We start from the raw sequence: 19,687 nt of genomic DNA on the forward strand, positions 1-19,687 counted from the left end.
TTAGTACAATTTAATTATGGAATTTAGAACAATTAAAGAGGACGGACAAGTCCAAGAAGAAATTAAAAAATCACGCTTTATCTGTCATGCCAAGCGCGTTTATAGTGAAGAAGAGGCTCGTAACTTCATTACAGCCATCAAAAAAGAACACTACAAAGCGACGCATAACTGCTCTGCCTTCATTATTGGAGAACGTAGTGAAATCAAACGTACAAGTGATGATGGTGAGCCCAGTGGTACTGCTGGTGTTCCCATGCTTGGGGTACTAGAAAATCACAATCTTACTAATGTCTGTGTTGTAGTAACACGCTATTTTGGAGGCATTAAGCTAGGCGCTGGAGGACTGATTCGTGCTTACGCTGGCAGTGTTGCCTTAGCCGTCAAGGAAATTGGCATCATTGAAATAAAGGAACAGGCGGGCATTGCTATTCAAATGTCTTACGCTCAGTACCAAGAATATAATAACTTCCTTAAAGAACATGATCTCATGGAACTTGAGACAAACTTTACAGATAAAGTCGATACGATGATTTATGTTGATAAAGAAGAAAAAGAAAATATTAAAGCTGCTCTTGTAGAGTTTTTTAATGGAAAAGTTACTTTAACTGATCAAGGTTTACGAGAAGTTGAAGTTCCTGTAAACTTAGTGTAAACAAAGGAGAAAAATATGGCATTTGGAAAATTCATTCAAGGACTTGCTGGTAACTTTAGCGAGCAAAACAAAGAAACTCTTATCAAAGAATATGGACAATATCTACTAGAAAATGAAGAAATTCAAAGTGGATATAAACTGGTTTGTGACTCAATTATATTTACAAATATCCGTATTATCTTTACAGATAAGCAAGGCGCTACTGGTCGCAAGATGTCCATTAAATCAATCTTTTTAATGAACATTATTAACGTTGAAATGGAAACTGCAGGAGCAGGAATAGATGATAGTGAAATTACTATTACTTATTTAGAAAATGTCTTTCTAAAAGCGCATAATGAGCATTTTAGTGCTCATAAATTTGAATTTCCTAAGAAAACGGATATCGTTCCACTTTACACCTATTTATTTGAATTAGCTTATCACAATCGCTTGAAAATTAATGGCTTAGACCTGTGATATAAAAAAATCCTATCACTTCGATAGGATTTCTATATTTTACAAATAGTATAGATAGCGTTATACTAGAAATATCTTATACAAAGAGGTATTCATATGTCTATTTATAACAATATTACTGAACTAATCGGTCAAACTCCGATTGTTAAACTCAACAACATCGTGCCAGAAGGGGCTGCGGACGTCTATGTAAAGCTTGAAGCATTCAACCCTGGTTCTTCTGTAAAAGATCGTATTGCTCTTAGTATGATTGAAAAAGCTGAACAAGACGGTATTCTAAAACCAGGTTCTACAATTGTTGAAGCAACAAGTGGAAACACTGGTATTGGACTTTCATGGGTAGGTGCTGCTAAAGGGTATAAAGTCGTCATCGTTATGCCTGAAACTATGAGTGTAGAACGACGTAAGATTATTCAAGCTTATGGCGCTGAACTCGTCCTAACTCCTGGTAGTGAGGGAATGAAAGGCGCTATTGCTAAAGCACAAGAAATCGCTGCTGAACGTGATGGTTTTCTTCCTCTTCAATTTGACAATCCAGCGAATCCAGAAGTACACGAAAGAACAACAGGAGCTGAGATACTAGCTGCTTTCGGTAAAGATGGATTAGATGCCTTTGTTGCTGGAGTGGGTACTGGTGGAACAATTTCTGGTGTTTCTCATGCACTCAAAACAGCAAATTCAAGCATTCAAGTTTTTGCAGTAGAAGCAGATGAATCTGCTATTCTGTCTGGTGAAAAACCTGGCCCTCACAAAATTCAAGGTATCTCAGCTGGATTTATTCCTGATACACTTGATACAAATGCCTATGATGGTATCGTTCGTGTAACATCAGACGACGCTCTCTCACTCGGCCGTGAAATTGGTGGAAAAGAAGGATTCCTTGTTGGTATTTCTTCAGCTGCAGCTATTTACGGAGCCATTGAGGTTGCCAAGAAACTAGGTACAGGTAAAAAAGTTCTTGCTCTAGCACCAGATAATGGTGAACGTTATCTCTCTACAGCACTCTATGAATTTGAAGTGTAGTCTCCTAAATACACTTAGCCCTTATTATAGGGCTTTTTATTTATACCTTAAAAATAGAAAACTCTCCCTATAAGAATCTACTGCATAGAAAAAAGGAAGCAATTTAGCTTCCTCTTTATTATTAGTTATTCAAGGCTGCTGCCATTGTTGCTGCAACTTCAGCTTCGAAGTCGTTTGCAGCTTTCTCGATACCTTCACCAACTTCAAAGCGAGCGAACTCAACTACTGAAGCGTTAACTGATTCAAGGTATGCTTCAACTGTCTTGCTGTCATCCATGATGTAAACTTGTGCAAGAAGTGTGTAAGCTTGGTCAACTTTAGTGTTGTCAAGCATGAAGCGATCCATTTTACCTGGGATGATTTTGTCCCAGATTTTTTCTGGTTTGCCTTCTGCAGCCAATTCAGCTTTGATGTCAGCTTCAGCTTGAGCGATCACTTCATCAGTCAATTGAGATTTTGATCCATACTTCAAGTGTGGAAGAGCTGGTTTGTTAACCATTGCACGGCTTTCGTTGTCTTGGTCGATTACGTGGTTCAATTGTGCCAACTCATCTTTAACGAATTGCTCATCCAATTCTTTATAAGAAAGAACTGTTGGTTTCATTGCTGCGATGTGCATTGACAATTGTTTAGCAAGTGCTTCGTCTCCACCTTCAACAACTGAAATAACACCGATACGTCCACCGTTATGTTGGTAAGCTCCAAAGTGTTGTGCATCTGTTTTTTCAAGCAAAGCAAAACGACGGAATGAAATTTTTTCACCGATTGTAGCTGTTGCAGATACATATGCAGCTTCAAGAGTTTCACCTGAAGGCATTGTCAAAGCAAGAGCTTCTTCATTATTAGCTGGTTTTCCTTCAGCAATAACTTTAGCTGTAGTATTTACCAATTCAACGAATTGAGCGTTTTTCGCAACGAAGTCAGTTTCAGCATTTACTTCAACTACTGCTCCAACGTTACCGTTAACGTAAACACCAGTCAAACCTTCTGCAGCAACACGGTCAGCCTTCTTAGCTGCCTTAGCCATACCTTTTTCACGAAGCAATTCAATCGCTTTTTCGATGTCACCGTCTGTTTCTACAAGCGCTTTTTTAGCGTCCATAACACCGGCACCAGATTTTTCACGCAACTCTTTTACAAGTTTAGCTGTAATTTCTGCCATTTTGATTCTCCTATATTTTTTAAAAATAGGAGAGCCGGGCTAAGCCCCGCCCTCCTAGGTAATTACTATTTGTATAAATTAAGCGTTGTCGCCTTCTACAACTTCAACGATTTCTTCAATTGAATCTGCTTGAGCTTCAGAAGCTGCAAATTCTGCTTCAACTGCTGCTGCATCTTCACCTTGACGACCTTCGATGATAGCGTCAGCCAATTTAGCTGTGATCAATTTAACAGCGCGGATAGCATCATCGTTAGCTGGGATGATTACATCGATATCATCTGGATCAGTGTTTGTGTCAACCATCGCTACAACTGGGATTCCCAATTTTTTAGCTTCTTTAACAGCGATTTGCTCTTTATGTGGGTCAACTACGTACATAACATCTGGGATACGAGGCATATCTTCGATACCACCCAAGAATTTTTCAAGACGTGCACGTTGTTTGTTAAGAAGTGCAACTTCTTTCTTAGGAAGAACTTCAAAAGTCCCATCTTCTTCCATACGTTTGATTTCTTTCAAACGAGCAATACGTTTTTGGATTGTTCCCCAGTTTGTAAGAGTTCCACCCAACCAACGGTGGTTGATGAAGTATTGACCTGAACGTACTGCTTCTTCAGCAACTGCATCAGCTGCTTGTTTCTTAGTACCAACGAACAATACAACTGCATCGTTAGCTGCTGCATCACGCATGAAATTGTAAGCTTGGTCAGCGTATTTTACAGTTTGTTGCAAGTCGATAACGTGGATTCCGTTACGTTCAGTGAAGATGTACTTAGCCATCTTAGGGTTCCAGCGACGAGTTTGGTGACCAAAGTGAACACCAGCCTCAAGAAGTTGTTTCATTGAAATTACTGCCATGAGTATTTCTCCTTTTTGTTTTTTCCTCTTCTTGACTTCAACTCGCAAAACGACCCAAAGGCAACTGTTTCACAATTCATCAAGAATGAGTATTATCGTTCACACGACAAGTTTTATTTTACCATACTTTTTTAATATTTTCAAGTAATTTTAGTAGATTTCTAAAGTAAGTTAACTATATAAATCATAAAAGAGACTCAAATCGAGCCTCTTCGTTTCATTCATTAGTTTGGATAAATGTATGTTACAAAACCTTCTGAAGTTGTAGTAGGATTGAACCATCCACGTTTATTTCCGATTGTACGATCTCCACCATAGTTTGATTCTGATACTTGAATGCTAGTTGATGATGAAACTGCTGTAACAACCGCTACGTGTCCATAGCCACCGTCATTCCAACATGCAATGGCACCAACTTGTGGAGTTGATCCTGTACGGAATCCTGCTGCAGCTGCACTTGTAGCCCACTGTGCTCCATTACCCCAGTAATCTCCAGCCCAAGGTGCCAATGTTTTAGCTCCCCATGTACACTCACCAACTGGATAACTTGAAGCATTTGTACTGTATGTTGGACGTTGTTTCACCGGTGCAGGAGTGTAGCTTGTTGATTCTACTGAAGCACTGCTTGAAGATGATTCAGACGAACTTGACTCAGATGAACTTGATGAAGCAGTAGTAGATACTGCTTGAACTTCTGCTGTAAAAGTTGTATTTCCAGAAGCAGCTACTGTTTGTTGTTGACTTGCTTGTTTAGCTTTATAAGCTGCTTCTGCTTCTGCAGCTGCTTTAGCTTCTGCTTCTGCAGCAGCTTTTTTCTCAAGTAAACTTGCTTTTTCATCCTCTGCAGTAGCCTTTTCAGCAGCAAGATTCAATTCTGCAGCTTTCAACTCTGCTTGTTTTGTAGTTAATGATTGAGCATCATCAGCTAGTTTTTGCTGATTTGCAATAACAGTATTAATTGCATCATTGTTTGCTACTTGTTTTTCAGAAATAGCTTGTTTATCTGCTTTTTGTTGTTCCAACATCTTGTTGTTTGCAGACACGATTTCACTCATTGCAGCAACACGTGAAATAGCTTCTGTAATTGATTTTGAATTCACAACTGTATTGATGTAATTTGTTGCAGCCCCATTTGTTTGAGCACTACGAGCTTGTTTTTGCAATGAATCATTACGAGATACAATATTCTTAGAAAGTTCTGTAATTTCACCCTCAAGCTTTTTAGATTCTGCTTGTAGTCTATCATTTTCAGATTGCAAGTTTGATTGCTCTGTTTGAATAGCAGATACTTGCTCCTGAATTTGATCAACTTGTTTTTGAGCTTCTTGTTGTTGTGCTGTTAAGTTACTAATTTTTTTATCTTGAGCAGTAATTTTGTCATCAGTAGTTTCTGCATGCGCAGTTGTTAAAACAGCTGCTTGAGAAACCATTACTGTACTTAGTAAAAGTGAAGCTAAGATTTTTTTCTTCATAGTTCGTAGATACTCCTTCTTTTAAAGACATTACTAGTATACCAAAAAAAGGCCTAATGAATATTACGCCTTTGTTACATTTTTGTGTCTTTCTTATAGATAAAATTTTTCAAAAATAAACTGAAAAATAATCATCCATATAAGGTTCAAAATCATCGATGGTACTAAACTATAGACTATAAATAAAGACATACTATCCACAGTTAAACCTACCACTAATGCAAGTATATAAGCTCCCATCTCAAATAGAAAAGTCATGACAATAATTGCCAACATTCTCGTCCAACGATTCAATAAAATAACGCTATTAAATTTATGAAGAAATACCCCCAACAAGACGAATAACAGAGTCGCAATCCCTATCAAGTGGAAAAAGTAAATATCATAAATCAAACCAACTACAAAACAATAAGCTAAGTAGAAGTACTCTGATACTTCAATCGTCTCAAATAAGAGAAACAAAAATAGAAAATGACTAACCAACTGCTCGTGGGGAAAAAATGAGCCCAGAAGTTGACTAATATGAGCATCAATTAGAACAAAGAAAGGAAGCAATAAAAATACTCCGACCCGCTTCAACTGTCTCATTATGAATTCTCCACTAATTCTATCACACTTACATTATGAGTATCTGCACTCAATTTAACAGTTACTTCTCGTGCCAAGTAGTCCGTACTATGCGTTGTGGTAACCACTTCACCAACAGGAATATCAGCAACGTTAAAGTTTCCTAATCCACCAGTGGTCACCTTATCACCCGCACTAATATCGCTACTACTATTTAATTGGCTGATTTTAAGAACTTCATTTTCCTTGTCATAGCCAACAATAATCCCATAAATTGTAGTAGAACCATGTTGAATTTTAACAGAAATCTTATCAGCATTTTCCGTATTTGTCAGAAGGTTGACTACAGTAGAATTCTCCTCTACTTTTGAAACACTCCCAATCAAACCACCATTTGCAATGGCTAACATATTTTCAGAAGCCCCTTTTGATTTGCCTACATTCAAGGTCAATTCTTGCCTCCAAGATACCGGAGAACGCATAATAACATCTGCTGCTAAAGTCTTTGTAGCTTGCAACTTGGACTTCATATCAAGCAATTGGCGCAATTGTTCATTTTCTGTCTTTAAACTTCCCGCCTCATTTGATTTAACTTCTAATTGGTAAATCTGTTTCTTCAAACTCTCATTTTCATTATAAGTTCGTGTCAAATGAGCCAAATCTGATTTGACAGAATCAAACCACTGAAAAGGTTTTTGTACAATCCTATCAACCAATGAGATTCCATCGCCTAATTTTGTCACAATTGTACTTGAATAAGTTGTCGCTAAGAGAGCCGACACAAGCAGAACAGTGACAAAAACAATAATGACATATTTTGATTTTTTAAAACGGTTCATATCCCTACCTTTATATCAAAAACTGTTACAGTAACTTTTTATCAATTTCTGAAAGCTACTAAGATTTTAAGAAAAATAAGCAACAACCAAGTACGATAATAACAAGAATGGTCAGCGTATCCTTTCGAGTCCATTTCAGTTGCCGGTATTGACTTCTGCCTTTCCCCCCCTGATAACCACGCGCTTCCATGGCGATAGCCAAGGAATCCGCACGTTTTAAACTTGTCGCAAAAAGAGGAATCAATATGGGAATCATCGCCTTCACCTTTTGAACAATGTTTCCTTCACCAAAATCCACTCCACGCGCTTTCTGTGCATTCATAATCCGCGTCGTATCATCCATCAAGGTTGGGACAAAACGCAAACTCATAGACAGCATCAATCCAATTTCATGAACTGGAACTTTCACACGCTTTAAAGGCGCTAATAGAGCTTCGACAGCTGATGCCAAACTTAAGGGCATGGTCGTTAAGGTTAGCAAAGTTGAAAAGAAAATAATTAATACAAAGCGACAAAAAATAATCCCAGCTTGTTGCAAAGCATAATCTGTGATTCTCACAAACGAAAACTCAAATAAAACATTCCCATTAGAAATAAAAAATAGTTGAAAAATAGTTGTGAAGGCAATCAAGAAAAACATAGATTTCAAGCCCTGAATAAAAAATGAAAGAGATACTCCTGACAAGGCAATAAATATCCCTGTCGCTATAAAAAGAATCAGATTCGTCAAGGGATTATTAGCCCAAAAAACGATTAAAATTAGTAGCATCATAGCAAGCAATTTGCTACGTGGATCCAATCGGTGAACAATCGAATCCCCTGGGATATAACGCCCCAAAATCATACTATCCATTTAGCGACTCCTTAAACTCCTCTATCTTAATCGGTAATCGTTTAAATGACACGCCCCTATCAGCCAATCGTTTACAAAAGGCTGTAATTTTAGGTACTCCCAACTGCACTTCTTCCATAAAGACAACATCTTGAAAGACATCACTTGGTTTACCACCCTTAACTAAATGTCCCTTTTCCATCACATAGACTTGATTCGCATATTCAGCAACATCATCCATCAAATGCGTTACCAAGACAATAGTCATCCCTGACTGGTGGAGTTTTTTGAACAAATTCATCAACTCTTTTCTCCCCAGAGGGTCCAGGCCTGCTGTGGGTTCATCTAAGACTAATATAGCTGGCTCCATGGCAAGTATACCTGCAATGGCAACACGTCTCATTTGTCCACCTGATAGCTCAAACGGACTACGATCAAAAAGTGATTCATCAATTCCAACAAGAGCCAGTTTCTTACGTGCAATCTGCTCCGCATCTTCTTCAGAAACTCCAAAATTTTGCGGTCCAAAAGCAACGTCCTTCAAAACTGTTTCTTCAAAGATCTGATTTTCAGCAAACTGAAATACCAAGCCAACCTGTTTTCTAATTTGACGAATATCTTTATTTTTAGAAGTCGAGGTGATTAAGGTATCAAAAACTCGTACACTCCCTTGACTTGGCAGCAATAAACCATTTAATAGTTGTAAAATAGTTGATTTACCACTTCCTGTGTGTCCAATTAAAGCCGTATAAGAACCATCTTCAATCGTCAAAGAAACATCCGACAAAGCTGCTGAAGCTAAGGGAGTCCCTTCTTGATATGTAAAACTCACATTTTCTAGAGCAATTCCCATAGCTTATCCTCTAGCTCACTTTCTGTCAAATAATTTTCAGGTAAATCATAGCCATTCTGGCTCAAAGAATGTTTTAATTGATTGGCAAAAGGATCGTCTAATCCAATTTGATCCAAATCATTTCGAGAGAAAAGCTCCCTTGGACTACTAGTTGATTCAATTGACCCTTTTTTCATGATCAATACGCGGTCACTCATGGCAACTTCTTCCAAATCATGTGTAATGGAAATGACCGTCATATCATAGTCTTTTCGAATTCCTTTTACTGTCTCAATGAGTTCTCTACGTCCCTCAGGATCCAACATACTTGTTGCTTCATCTAAGATTAAAATAGCTGGTCTTAGGGCTACAACACCTGCAATAGCCACACGTTGCTTTTGGCCACCTGATAGACGTGCCGGCTCTCTCTTTTTAAAGTCCAACATGCCAACCAAATCCAGAGCTTCTTCCACTCTCATTTTCATTTCTTGACGAGAAAGACCCTGATTTTCCAAACCAAAGGCAACATCATCTTCAACAGTCGCTCCAACAAATTGATTGTCTGGATTTTGAAAAACCATACCGATTTGACGACGTATATTCCAAACATTTTCCTCAGTCAGCAGTTGGCCATCTATTACAATCTCTCCAGACTCCGCTTCCAATAAGCCATCAATTAATCGGACAGTAGTTGATTTACCACTACCATTATGCCCCACAATCGAAAGCCATTCTCCACGTTTCACGTGAAACGTAATATCCTTCACATCAAAGTATTCCTGACTTTCCTTATAGCGAAAAGAAAGATTTTTTACATCAATTACTGATTTCATTTCGAACCAAATGTCCCTTTAAATACATAGGCACTACCCTTGAAATAATCATAGCCAGAGTAGATAGTGAAAAACAAGGCTACATAAAGTAGAACTTGACCAAGCAAAGTCCAATGTAATAGCAAGAAAATAATGGCAAACATCTGACTGAAAGTTTTAATTTTTCCAGGCATTGCTGCTGCTAAAACCGTTCCACCAGTTTCAACCAATAAAAGTCTTAAACCTGTCACAGCCAACTCACGACAGATGATCACTGCAACAATCCAAGCCGGAGCCATACCCAACTCAATCAACATGATAAAAGCCGACATAACTAGCAACTTATCCGCCATTGGATCTGCAAACTTCCCAAAGTTGCTAACCACACTCCATTTACGAGCTAAATATCCATCTAAATAGTCGGTAATACTGGCAATAGCAAAGATAATAGCTGCTACTATATGACTTTCTAGCGAATTCCCTATCGTTAAAATAAAGATAAAAATTGGTATAAAAAGAATTCGACCTATTGTTAAGAGATTTGGAATTTGTTCTTTTTTCATTCATTTTTCCTTAATTTTTAGTAAAGGTTAGAGTGATTTTTCCCGTCTGAGCTGTTAATTTCGATAAGTCAACAGTCTGATTATCTACTGTTAAGGCAACTCCTTTGACAACACCTAAGGTAATGGTCACAGGATTTTTTGTTGAAACTGTTGTCTCCGCACTTTTATTATCCTGCGATAAGGTCACACCACCCTCAAGATCACTTTCTGAAACACTAACCCAACTTCTAGCATCTGAGACTGATAATTGTAATTTTGCAGTTTCCTTGCTCGTTTTATAAGCAACTTCTACTATATTTCCTTCACCTGATACCGTTATAGCTGGTTCCATATTCGAAGAACTACTAGATGAGCTACTGCTTGAGGATGGAGTTACAGAACTAGTCGAGCTTGTTGCTTGGACTACACTATAACTAGACGCAGATGAACGCTCAGGTTGAGTTTGAATATAGTTCCAAACATAGTAAGTCACAAAAATGACAATCGATAGGGCAAAGAGTATAAAGTAAAATAAAGGTAAAAATGATGTCCTATTTTTCTTACTTGAACGTCTCCTGCCTGTTAACTCCTCTTGATCAACATCTACCTCCTCATAAGTAATCATGCTCCCAGAATCATAAGCATCCAAGACAATTCTCTCATCTAGCTCAACTGCCCACGCATACTTTCGTAAAAAAGAACGAGCATAAAATGGACTAGGAAGTTGATCAAAATCATCAGCTTCCATTGCCTCCAACATATCCAACTGAATTTCTGTTTTTTTCTGCAATTCATCTAAACTCAATCCCTGATTGATTCTAGCTAATCGTAAAACCTCACCAATTGTTTTTTTCCTCATACTTGTCATCCCTTCTTTCTAGTGTCTACTATGATAGGTTACTACGATGGAAATATTGTAAAATCAACTATATCACCATCATCTATTAAATGGTGTCCAGCATCAAGGACATCCTCTAAAGTAATTTCCTGTAAAATTTTCGGCAAATCAAAAATTGTCTCACCATTTTCAAAAGCATCATATTGCGTTGCAATAAATTCAAGAGAGTTCATGCTACTAAAAAATTCTCCAAACATCTCTCTTTTTATAATATCTAAATGATCCTCTGTAATATCTAAATCCTTTGCAAAATTACGAATAGCCTTCTTAAACTGATGAGATAAAGCAACTGGCTCTTTTGTATCCATTGTCAATATGACAAAATGAAAGCGACTTGTTACTTCAATTTCAAGAGATAAAAAAGCATCTATTTTACCTGATTCATATAATTTTTGAAAACGATCTGAAGTCCAACCAAACATCATCGTAAACAATAATTTTAATAAAATATGATGTCGATAGCAATCCGCCTCAGCAACTTCTCGTTTACCTCTAATCCCAATCGCTAGTTTGGGAGAAGATACTTCCATTCTCATACTGTCTGTTTGCTTTACAGCCTGTAAAACAAACTTTTCTCTTGCTCCATCCTGAACATCTAAATCTTTCAATTCTTTGCTTTCAAAATAGTCCTGTACTTGCTTCACTTCAAAATTACCAACTAAAAACAGAGACATATTTACAGGTTTGTAAAACCTTGTAAAATTTTCTTGCAAAATAGTTAGATTGATTTGGGAAATGGACTCCTCACTGCCAACTATATCAGTTGCTAAAGGTGTCCCAGGATACAAATTCGCTAAAGTTGAAAAGAATAAACACGAATCTGGATCATCTTGATACATTTCTCGTTCTTGCTGGATAATATCCTGCTCTCTTAAAATAGAATCTTCAGTAAAGTGTGCTGATGTTACCAATTCATTAAGTAAGTCTAAATTTTCTAAAAAATAATCCGTTGCTGAAAAAAGATAACTTGTTTTTGTAAAACTTGTAAAGGCATTACTATCTGCACCTAGACTCGTAAAAGCCGACATCAAATCACTAGAATCTTCTCTTTCAAATAATTTATGTTCAAGAAAATGAGCAATTCCTGTAGGATAGTATTTTACACTTCCGTCAACTTCTGTGACAAGCCTATCTACCGAACCAAACTGTACAGTTACACTCCCGTAAACCTCTTTAAATTCCTTTTTAGGTAAAAGAGCAACTGTCAATCCATTTGACAAACGAGTTCGATAAACCATTTCTTTTACAGCTGGATAGTATTTTTCTTCAAAAACAACCTTTGTCATTCTATTCCTTCCATAAAGTAAATCGCCTGTAGTTTCACATTATTAGCTGCTCTACAAATAGCATCTTTGTCAACTTGCTCGAGTTTTGCAATCCAACCTTTAAAGTCTGCTGAAGATTTCCCAAGTAAAGCATTTTGATAAGCACGTTCAATCAATGAACTTTGATTATCTTGAGAAAGTAACAAAGATCGACGAATCATTTCCTTGGTCTGCTCTAGCTCAAGCTCTGTAAAATATCCTTTTTTTAAATCAAGAAGTTGATTATTCATCATTTTACGAGTCTGGTTTCGATTTTCTCGATTGATACCAGCATACATCCTCAATAATCCACTAAACACATCGAACTGACTTGAAATAGTATAAGCCAATCCAGCATTTTCACGTACATTTGTAAATAGTTTAGAGTGAGCAAATCCACCAAGTAAACCATTCATTACAATCATGGGTAAATGTTGCTCATCACCATATTCAGAAGGGCAATGATAACCTAATTCCAAAATGGATTGTCCCACATTTTTCCGAACCATACCTTCCTGAAGAATATTGGAATAAGGTTGACAGTACTGAACCTTCACATCTCCTTCTCGACCTTTCAAGCCAAATGATTCTAATACATTTTGAATTTCGATCTCATTAAAATCACCTAGGAAAAAGAAATCTATTCGATCATTGGCCAAAAATTCTTGGAAACAAGAATAAGAACTTTGTGGAGTTTCAACTAAAATACGATTTCGTAATTCACTATATTCCAATTGAATACGGTCATCATAAAAAAATAATTTATCCAATTCTTTATGTGCGAAATAAAAAGAATCATCCATATCAGCTGCTAAACTTGCTAGCAATTGCTTTTTCTCAATTTCAAATAAGGCCGGATCAAACCCATTATCAACTAGCTTGGGTGAAAAAAGAGTTTCTTTTACTAGTTCTAAAACCTGAGAAGTTAGCATATTTTTCCTACTTAAAAACTCATCACGAACATAGGTAAATGTCAATTCTACAATATGACTTTGCCCTCTTCTGAAACAATTGGTTGACATATCTGTACCGTACAGATTGGCCAAATGTTTTCTCAAATCTTGAGAAGTGGGGTACATCTGATTAGCAGTCTCTAGCATACTCGCACTCAACATGCGACCTGCAATCGTATCAAGAGATAATGGAGCGGTAAAACGCACGGTGATTTTGTTCGTTTTAAACTTTTTTGATTGGATAAAATGTGTTGAAATTCCATGCACTAACTCCATGATTTACCTCCTTATATACAGACTTCTATTATATCACGAAAACCTGAAATTTTCTTGTTCTCTGTAACACTTTTGAAATAAAAATCGCTTACATTCCTTCCCGTTTCTCTCACTATTTTTAGGAAAATATGATATAATACCAAAGATTGAGGTGAATTATGGAATACAAATTATTTGAAGAATTTATTACCCTCCAAGCACTACTCAAAGAACTTGGAATTACACATAGCGGAGGAGCTATCAAATCATTTCTCTCTGAACATTCTGTTTACTTTAATGGGGAATTAGAGAGTCGTCGTGGAAAAAAACTTCGTATCGGAGATAAAGTTGACATCCCTGACATGAATATTGACATCTTGTTGACACAACCTACTTCTGAGGAGCAAGAGGAATACCAAGCTGATAAAATTGAAAAAGAACGAATCGCTAAACTTGTCAAGGAGATGAATAAAGGAGTTAAAAAAGACAACTCTAAACCTACTTCATCATCCAAAAGCAAACAAGCTCCGCGATTCCCTGGTAGATAATCATGTGGCTACAACACCTATCTCTCAAAACTTTTCGTAACTACAAAGAAACGAAAATAGACTTTAATCCTAAATTAAATGTCTTTTTAGGACGCAATGCACAAGGTAAAACAAATATGTTAGAGGCTATCTATTTTTTAGCCTTAACACGTAGTCATCGAACTCGAACAGATAAAAATCTCATTCATTTCGATGAGGAACAACTTCATCTTTCAGGTCTTGTTCAGAAAAAAACGGGATCTATTCCTCTCGAAATTGAACTAACGCAAAAAGGCCGTGTAACAAAAGTTAATCACTTAAAGCAGGCACGACTTTCAGATTATGTAGGACACATGAATGTTGTCTTATTTGCTCCGGAAGATTTACAACTAATTAAAGGAGCACCTTCAGTTCGACGAAAATTCATTGATATGGAGCTTGGGCAAATTAAGCCCATCTATTTATCAGATTTAACCAATTATAACCACATCCTAAAACAAAGGAACACTTATCTAAAATCAGCTCAAAAAATAGATGAAACTTTTCTTTCAGTACTAGATGATCAGCTAGTCGATTATGGATGTCGTGTAATGAATCACCGCTTAGATTTCATAAAAAAACTAGAGTATTTTGGGCATAAGAAACATTTTGAATTATCTAATCAGATTGAAGAGTTGTCAATATCCTATCAATCTTCTGTCAAGCTAACTGACAAAGAAGACTTATCCGAATCTTTCAAAATTGCTTTAGACAAAAGTAGGTCCAGAGATTTATTTAAAAAGAACACTGGTGTTGGTCCTCATCGGGATGACATTTCTTTTTATATAAATGGGATGGATGCTAGTTTTGGAAGTCAAGGTCAACATCGTAGTCTCGTCTTATCAATAAAACTAGCAGAAATCGAATTAATGGAAAGTATAACTACAGAATCTCCAATATTACTGCTTGACGATGTTATGAGCGAACTTGACAACACTAGACAACTAAAATTATTAGAAACGATTTCTCATTCAATCCAAACCTTTATTACAACAACCAGCTTAGATCATCTTCAAAATCTGCCAGAAAATCTAAGTATCTTCACTATTCAGGATGGTAAAGTTGCTGTAAACCAAAGTTGACAACATCGTAAAAGAACTCCTGTTCTCACGGGAGTTCTTTTACGATGTTTTTACATAGAATAATTTGGTGCCTCATTCGTAATTTGTACATCGTGAGGGTGACTTTCTTTCAAACCAGCACCAGACATTTCAATAAATTGAGCATTATCGTGTAGTTCTTTAAGGTTAGCTGCACCACAGTAACCCATACCAGAGCGAATACCTCCAATCATTTGGAAAACAATATCAGCTGCCGCACCTTTATAAGCAACACGACCTTCAATTCCTTCTGGAACAAGTTTGTTTGCTTCATTGACAGAACCTTGGAAGTAACGATCGCTTGAACCTTTCTTCATAGCAGCGATTGAACCCATACCGCGGTAAGTCTTGAATTTACGTCCTTGGAAAATTTCAGTTTCTCCTGGAGCTTCATCAGTTCCAGCAAACATAGATCCAAGCATAACGGCATTTCCACCTGCAGCAAGGGCTTTTACAATATCTCCAGAATACTTGATTCCGCCATCAGCGATAATCGTTTTACCATATTCACGAGCAACTGCTGCTGCATCGTAGATAGCTGTTACTTGAGGAACACCAACACCAGCAATAACACGAGTTGTACAGATTGAACCTGGGCCAATACCGACTTTAACAACGTCAACACCTGCATCATAAAGGGCACGCGCACCTTCAGCAGTAGCGATGTTCCCAGCAATCAGTGTACGGTCTGGGAAATGAGCACGGATTTCAGCGATTTTACGAAGCACACCCGCTGAGTGTCCATGTGCTGTATCGATGACAATAGCATCTGCGCCCGCTTCAAAAAGGGCTTCAGCACGTTCAAAAGTATCAGAAGTTACACCTACCGCACCAGCAACTAGAAGACGACCGAACTCATCTTTAGCAGCATTTGGAAATTCGATTACTTTTTCAATGTCTTTAATCGTAATCAAGCCAGAAAGACGTCCTTCTTCATCTACCAAGGGAAGTTTTTCAATACGGTGTTCTTGGAGAATGTTCTCAGCTGTTGCAAGGTCTGTACCCACAGGAGCAGTAACAAGATTTTCACTAGTCATATGGTTTGAGATTGGTTGGTTATAATCTGAAATAAAACGAAGATCTCGGTTTGTCAAAATACCAACTAATTTACGATTTTCAAGTGTTTCAACAACTGGAACACCACTGATACGGTAACGTCCCATAAGCTCATCAGCTTCAGCAATTGTATGTTCAGGTGTCAAGAAGAACGGATCAATAATAACTCCATTTTCAGAACGTTTTACCTTGCGAACCTCGTCTGCTTGTTGAGCAATTGACATATTTTTATGGATAACTCCGAGACCGCCTGCACGAGCAATAGCAATAGCCATTTGACTCTCTGTTACTGTGTCCATGGCAGCGGTAATAATTGGGATATTTAAAGTCAAATTATCTGCCAATTTAGTTGTTAAATCTGCATCGTTAGGTAACACATGACTTTCAGCTGGAATAAGCAATACATCATCAAAGGTAAAACCTTTTTTCAAAAATTTAGTGTCCCAATTAGACATTCGAAGTTTCCTCTTTTCTTTCTTTTTGAGCTTGACGCTTTTTATATTGTATCTATCATACCATTCTATAAAAATTTGTCAAATGTTACAGGGGTAAATAAAAAACTATCTTTTCTTTGAGATAGAAATGATAGTTTCTTGTAAAATAAACTTAGTTAAAGTAATTGAGTCCCATTGCACCCTTAACCTCAGATAGGGTTTGACCCGCAACTTCACGCGCTCTTTCACTACCTTTTTGAAGCATATTATAAACTTCTCCCATATCCTTAGCAAATTCAATACGACGCTCACGAATAGGACCCAGTTCACGTTCTAATATTTCAAGTAGATAACGCTTGGTCTTCACATCACCAAGACCACCTTGTTGATAATGTTCTTTCATGTCAGCAATTTCTTGAGCATCTTCTGGACGACCAAAAACATCTAGATAATGGAAAACCATATTTTCTTCAATTTTACCTGGATCCTCAACGCGAATATGATCTGGATCTGTATACATACTCATTACTTTTTTACGCAAAGTATCCGCATCATCAGCTAAATAAATACCGTTATTGAGTGATTTAGACATTTTAGCATTTCCATCTAAACCAGGTAAACGCCCTGCTCTTTCATTTTCTGGATAAATACCTTCCGGTTCCACCAAGACATCACAGTTATATGCATTGTTAAAAGAACGAACAATCTCGCGAGTTTGCTCAATCATTGGTTTTTGATCTGTCCCAACAGGAACATAATTAGCCTTAAAAGCTGTGATGTCAGCTGCTTGAGCGATTGGGTAAACCAAGAAGCCTGTCGGAATGCTTTCTCCAAATCCTTTCTGAGAAATTTCTGTCTTGACAGTTGGATTACGCTCCAAACGAGCTAATGAAACTAGATTCATATAATACATAGACAACTCAGCCAACTCTGGAATCTGGCTTTGAATAAAGATAGTTGATTTACTTGGATCCAATCCAACTGCAAGGTAATCCAAAGCCACATTTCCGATAGACTCTACAATGGTTTGAGGATCTTTGGCATGATCTGTCAAGGCTTGTTGGTCGGCCAGGAATACAAACATATCATACTTATCCTCTTCCTGCAACAATACTCGATTTTTGAGACTTCCAACATAATGTCCAATATGCAATTTTCCTGTTGGACGGTCTCCTGTTAAAATAATGGGTTTAGTCATTTTATTCTCCTTCGATATGGTCCCTTCAATTATAGCATTTTTTTAATGAAATAACCGGAATTTATCAAAATAAATCAGTCTTACCATTTACGGATTCGTGTAAAGAATACTGTAAATCTAATTTACACAAAATTGACAGATAAAAATTTGAATATTTGTTGATTTTCTAGTAGAATTAGAGTATTACATATAATAGGAGAAAAACATTGCTTACAGTATCTGATGTTTCACTACGTTTTAGTGATCGCAAACTTTTTGATGAGGTCAACATCAAATTTACAGAAGGAAATACCTACGGTTTAATCGGTGCTAACGGTGCAGGTAAATCAACATTTTTAAAAATCTTAGCTGGTGATATCGAACCGACTACTGGTCATATTTCTCTTGGACCTGATGAACGTCTTTCTGTGCTTCGTCAAAATCACTTTGACTATGAGGATGAACGTGCTATTGATGTTGTTATCATGGGTAATGAAAAACTATACAACATCATGAAAGAAAAAGATGCAATCTATATGAAAGCAGACTTTACTGATGAAGACGGGGTTCGTGCAGCTGAGCTTGAAGGAGAATTTGCTGAACTAGGTGGTTGGGAAGCTGAGAGTGAAGCTTCACAACTCTTGCAAAACTTGAATATCCCTGAAGATCTTCATTACCAAAATATGAGTGAACTAGCAAATGGAGATAAAGTGAAAGTTCTCCTTGCTAAAGCCTTGTTTGGTAAACCAGATGTTCTTCTTTTAGACGAACCAACTAACGGTCTTGATATCCAATCTATTACTTGGTTAGAAGATTTCTTGATTGACTTTGATAACACCGTTATTGTCGTATCACACGACCGTCACTTCTTAAATAAAGTTTGTACCCACATGGCCGACCTTGATTTTGGGAAAATCAAGCTCTATGTCGGAAACTACGATTTCTGGAAAGAATCTTCTGAGCTTGCTGCTAAATTGCTAGCAGACCGTAATGCAAAAGCAGAAGAAAAAATTAAGCAACTCCAAGAATTCGTTGCTCGATTCTCTGCTAATGCTTCTAAATCAAGACAAGCAACATCACGTAAGAAAATGCTTGATAAGATTGAACTTGAAGAAATTGTGCCATCTAGTCGTAAATATCCATTTATCAACTTTAAAGCTGAACGAGAAATCGGTAACGATCTCTTGACAGTAGAAAATCTATCTGTCAAGATTGATGGCGAAACTATTCTTGACAACATCAGCTTTATCTTGCGTCCAGGTGACAAGACTGCTCTTATCGGACAAAACGATATCCAAACAACTGCTCTCATCCGTGCTATTATGGGTGATATCGACTATGAAGGAACTGTCAAGTGGGGAGTTACAACTAGTCGTTCTTACTTACCAAAAGACAATTCAGCTGATTTTGCTGGGGGTGAATCTATTCTTGACTGGTTGCGTCAATTTGCAAGTAAAGAAGAAGATGACAACACCTTCTTGCGTGGTTTCCTCGGTCGTATGCTCTTCTCTGGAGATGAGGTTAACAAACCTGTAAACGTCTTGTCAGGGGGAGAAAAAGTTCGTGTCATGCTTTCAAAACTTATGCTCTTGAAATCAAATGTGCTTGTACTTGATGATCCAACCAATCACTTGGACTTGGAATCTATCTCAAGCTTGAACGATGGATTGAAAAACTTTAAAGAATCAATCATCTTTGCCAGTCATGACCACGAGTTTATTCAAACTCTAGCTAACCATATCATTGTCTTGTCCAAAAATGGCGTCATTGACCGTATCGATGAAACCTATGATGAATTCCTAGAGAATGCAGAAGTACAAGCAAAAGTTAAAGAACTTTGGAAAGACTAAAATTTTCAAAACTCAGTTGGGTTAACCAGCTGAGTTTTCTAACA

Annotated in this window: 20 protein-coding genes; 6 read left to right on the plus strand and 14 right to left on the minus strand. The window is 37.3% G+C overall.

Annotated elements, in window-relative coordinates:
- Nucleotides 1–16: 16 nt before the first annotated feature.
- The 3 genes from D2908_RS02690 to cysK all read left to right on the plus strand — a co-directional run bounded on the left by D2908_RS02690 (nt 17) and on the right by cysK (nt 2,134).
- Complete coding sequence (locus tag D2908_RS02690) at nt 17–652, plus strand: YigZ family protein (protein WP_117304668.1); 636 nt, start codon at nt 17–19, stop codon at nt 650–652.
- A gap of 15 nt (nt 653–667) precedes the next feature.
- Nucleotides 668–1,111 carry a PH domain-containing protein gene (locus D2908_RS02695; RefSeq protein ID WP_117304670.1) on the plus strand — a complete coding sequence of 148 codons (444 nt, stop codon included), beginning with the start codon at nt 668–670 and terminating at the stop codon, nt 1,109–1,111.
- A gap of 96 nt (nt 1,112–1,207) precedes the next feature.
- Nucleotides 1,208–2,134 carry a cysteine synthase A gene (cysK, locus tag D2908_RS02700; RefSeq protein ID WP_117304672.1) on the plus strand — a complete coding sequence of 309 codons (927 nt, stop codon included), beginning with the start codon at nt 1,208–1,210 and terminating at the stop codon, nt 2,132–2,134.
- A 121-nt stretch (nt 2,135–2,255) separates the two neighbouring features.
- Here cysK and tsf read toward each other — a convergent pair whose 3' ends face one another.
- From tsf to D2908_RS02760, 12 genes are all read right to left on the minus strand, one after another.
- A complete protein-coding gene (gene tsf / locus D2908_RS02705) occupies nt 2,256–3,296 on the minus strand; it encodes a translation elongation factor Ts (RefSeq protein ID WP_049494714.1) in 1,041 nt (346 codons plus the stop codon).
- 78 nt (nt 3,297–3,374) lie between these two features.
- Nucleotides 3,375–4,154 carry a 30S ribosomal protein S2 gene (gene rpsB, locus D2908_RS02710; protein ID WP_049494712.1) on the minus strand — a complete coding sequence of 260 codons (780 nt, stop codon included), beginning with the start codon at nt 4,152–4,154 and terminating at the stop codon, nt 3,375–3,377.
- A 224-nt stretch (nt 4,155–4,378) separates the two neighbouring features.
- Nucleotides 4,379–5,626, minus strand: coding sequence for a CHAP domain-containing protein (locus D2908_RS02715; protein ID WP_117304674.1), 1,248 nt, complete (start codon nt 5,624–5,626; stop codon nt 4,379–4,381).
- A 93-nt stretch (nt 5,627–5,719) separates the two neighbouring features.
- Nucleotides 5,720–6,214, minus strand: coding sequence for a rod shape-determining protein MreD (mreD, locus tag D2908_RS02720; RefSeq protein WP_049494708.1), 495 nt, complete (start codon nt 6,212–6,214; stop codon nt 5,720–5,722).
- Entirely contained in the window at nt 6,214–7,032 is an 819-nt protein-coding gene (gene mreC / locus D2908_RS02725; protein ID WP_117304676.1) for a rod shape-determining protein MreC, read from the minus strand. The genes mreD and mreC overlap by 1 nt, the downstream gene beginning before the upstream one ends.
- Nucleotides 7,033–7,090: 58 nt before the next feature.
- Nucleotides 7,091–7,885 carry an energy-coupling factor transporter transmembrane protein EcfT gene (locus tag D2908_RS02730; RefSeq protein ID WP_117304678.1) on the minus strand — a complete coding sequence of 265 codons (795 nt, stop codon included), beginning with the start codon at nt 7,883–7,885 and terminating at the stop codon, nt 7,091–7,093.
- Nucleotides 7,878–8,717, minus strand: coding sequence for an energy-coupling factor transporter ATPase (locus D2908_RS02735; RefSeq protein ID WP_117304680.1), 840 nt, complete (start codon nt 8,715–8,717; stop codon nt 7,878–7,880). The genes D2908_RS02730 and D2908_RS02735 overlap by 8 nt, the downstream gene beginning before the upstream one ends.
- Nucleotides 8,702–9,529: an energy-coupling factor ABC transporter ATP-binding protein gene (locus D2908_RS02740; protein ID WP_117304682.1), complete on the minus strand. Its 828-nt coding sequence runs from the start codon at nt 9,527–9,529 to the stop codon at nt 8,702–8,704. The genes D2908_RS02735 and D2908_RS02740 overlap by 16 nt, the downstream gene beginning before the upstream one ends.
- Complete coding sequence (gene pgsA, locus D2908_RS02745) at nt 9,526–10,071, minus strand: CDP-diacylglycerol--glycerol-3-phosphate 3-phosphatidyltransferase (protein ID WP_061589682.1); 546 nt, start codon at nt 10,069–10,071, stop codon at nt 9,526–9,528. Before pgsA ends, D2908_RS02740 begins: the two co-directional genes overlap by 4 nt.
- A gap of 10 nt (nt 10,072–10,081) precedes the next feature.
- The gene (gene rodZ, locus D2908_RS02750) at nt 10,082–10,909 is read right to left on the minus strand and encodes a cytoskeleton protein RodZ (protein ID WP_117304684.1); all 828 of its coding nucleotides are present in this window, start codon (nt 10,907–10,909) and stop codon (nt 10,082–10,084) included.
- 41 nt (nt 10,910–10,950) lie between these two features.
- Nucleotides 10,951–12,234, minus strand: a complete 1,284-nt coding sequence (locus D2908_RS02755) for a pitrilysin family protein (RefSeq protein ID WP_117304686.1) — start codon at nt 12,232–12,234, stop codon at nt 10,951–10,953.
- Nucleotides 12,231–13,481 (minus strand): pitrilysin family protein, encoded by a 1,251-nt coding sequence (locus D2908_RS02760; protein ID WP_117304688.1) that lies wholly within the window; start codon nt 13,479–13,481, stop codon nt 12,231–12,233. Before D2908_RS02760 ends, D2908_RS02755 begins: the two co-directional genes overlap by 4 nt.
- 158 nt (nt 13,482–13,639) lie before the next feature.
- Here D2908_RS02760 and yaaA point away from each other — a divergent pair, with 158 nt between their 5' ends.
- Nucleotides 13,640–14,008, plus strand: coding sequence for a S4 domain-containing protein YaaA (gene yaaA, locus D2908_RS02765; protein ID WP_117304690.1), 369 nt, complete (start codon nt 13,640–13,642; stop codon nt 14,006–14,008).
- Between the two features lie 2 nt (nt 14,009–14,010).
- Nucleotides 14,011–15,108, plus strand: a complete 1,098-nt coding sequence (gene recF / locus D2908_RS02770; protein WP_117304693.1) for a DNA replication/repair protein RecF — start codon at nt 14,011–14,013, stop codon at nt 15,106–15,108.
- A gap of 50 nt (nt 15,109–15,158) precedes the next feature.
- Here recF and guaB read toward each other — a convergent pair whose 3' ends face one another.
- Nucleotides 15,159–16,637, minus strand: a complete 1,479-nt coding sequence (gene guaB, locus D2908_RS02775) for an IMP dehydrogenase (protein WP_000073411.1) — start codon at nt 16,635–16,637, stop codon at nt 15,159–15,161.
- A gap of 151 nt (nt 16,638–16,788) precedes the next feature.
- A complete protein-coding gene (trpS, locus tag D2908_RS02780) occupies nt 16,789–17,814 on the minus strand; it encodes a tryptophan--tRNA ligase (RefSeq protein WP_117304695.1) in 1,026 nt (341 codons plus the stop codon).
- Nucleotides 17,815–18,020: 206 nt separating this feature from the next.
- Between trpS and D2908_RS02785 the strand changes: the two genes are divergently transcribed.
- Nucleotides 18,021–19,643 (plus strand): ATP-binding cassette domain-containing protein, encoded by a 1,623-nt coding sequence (locus D2908_RS02785; protein WP_117304697.1) that lies wholly within the window; start codon nt 18,021–18,023, stop codon nt 19,641–19,643.
- The last annotated feature ends 44 nt before the right edge of the window (nt 19,644–19,687 follow it).

Source organism: Streptococcus sp. LQJ-218, from assembly GCF_003428885.1.
GTDB lineage: Bacteria > Bacillota > Bacilli > Lactobacillales > Streptococcaceae > Streptococcus.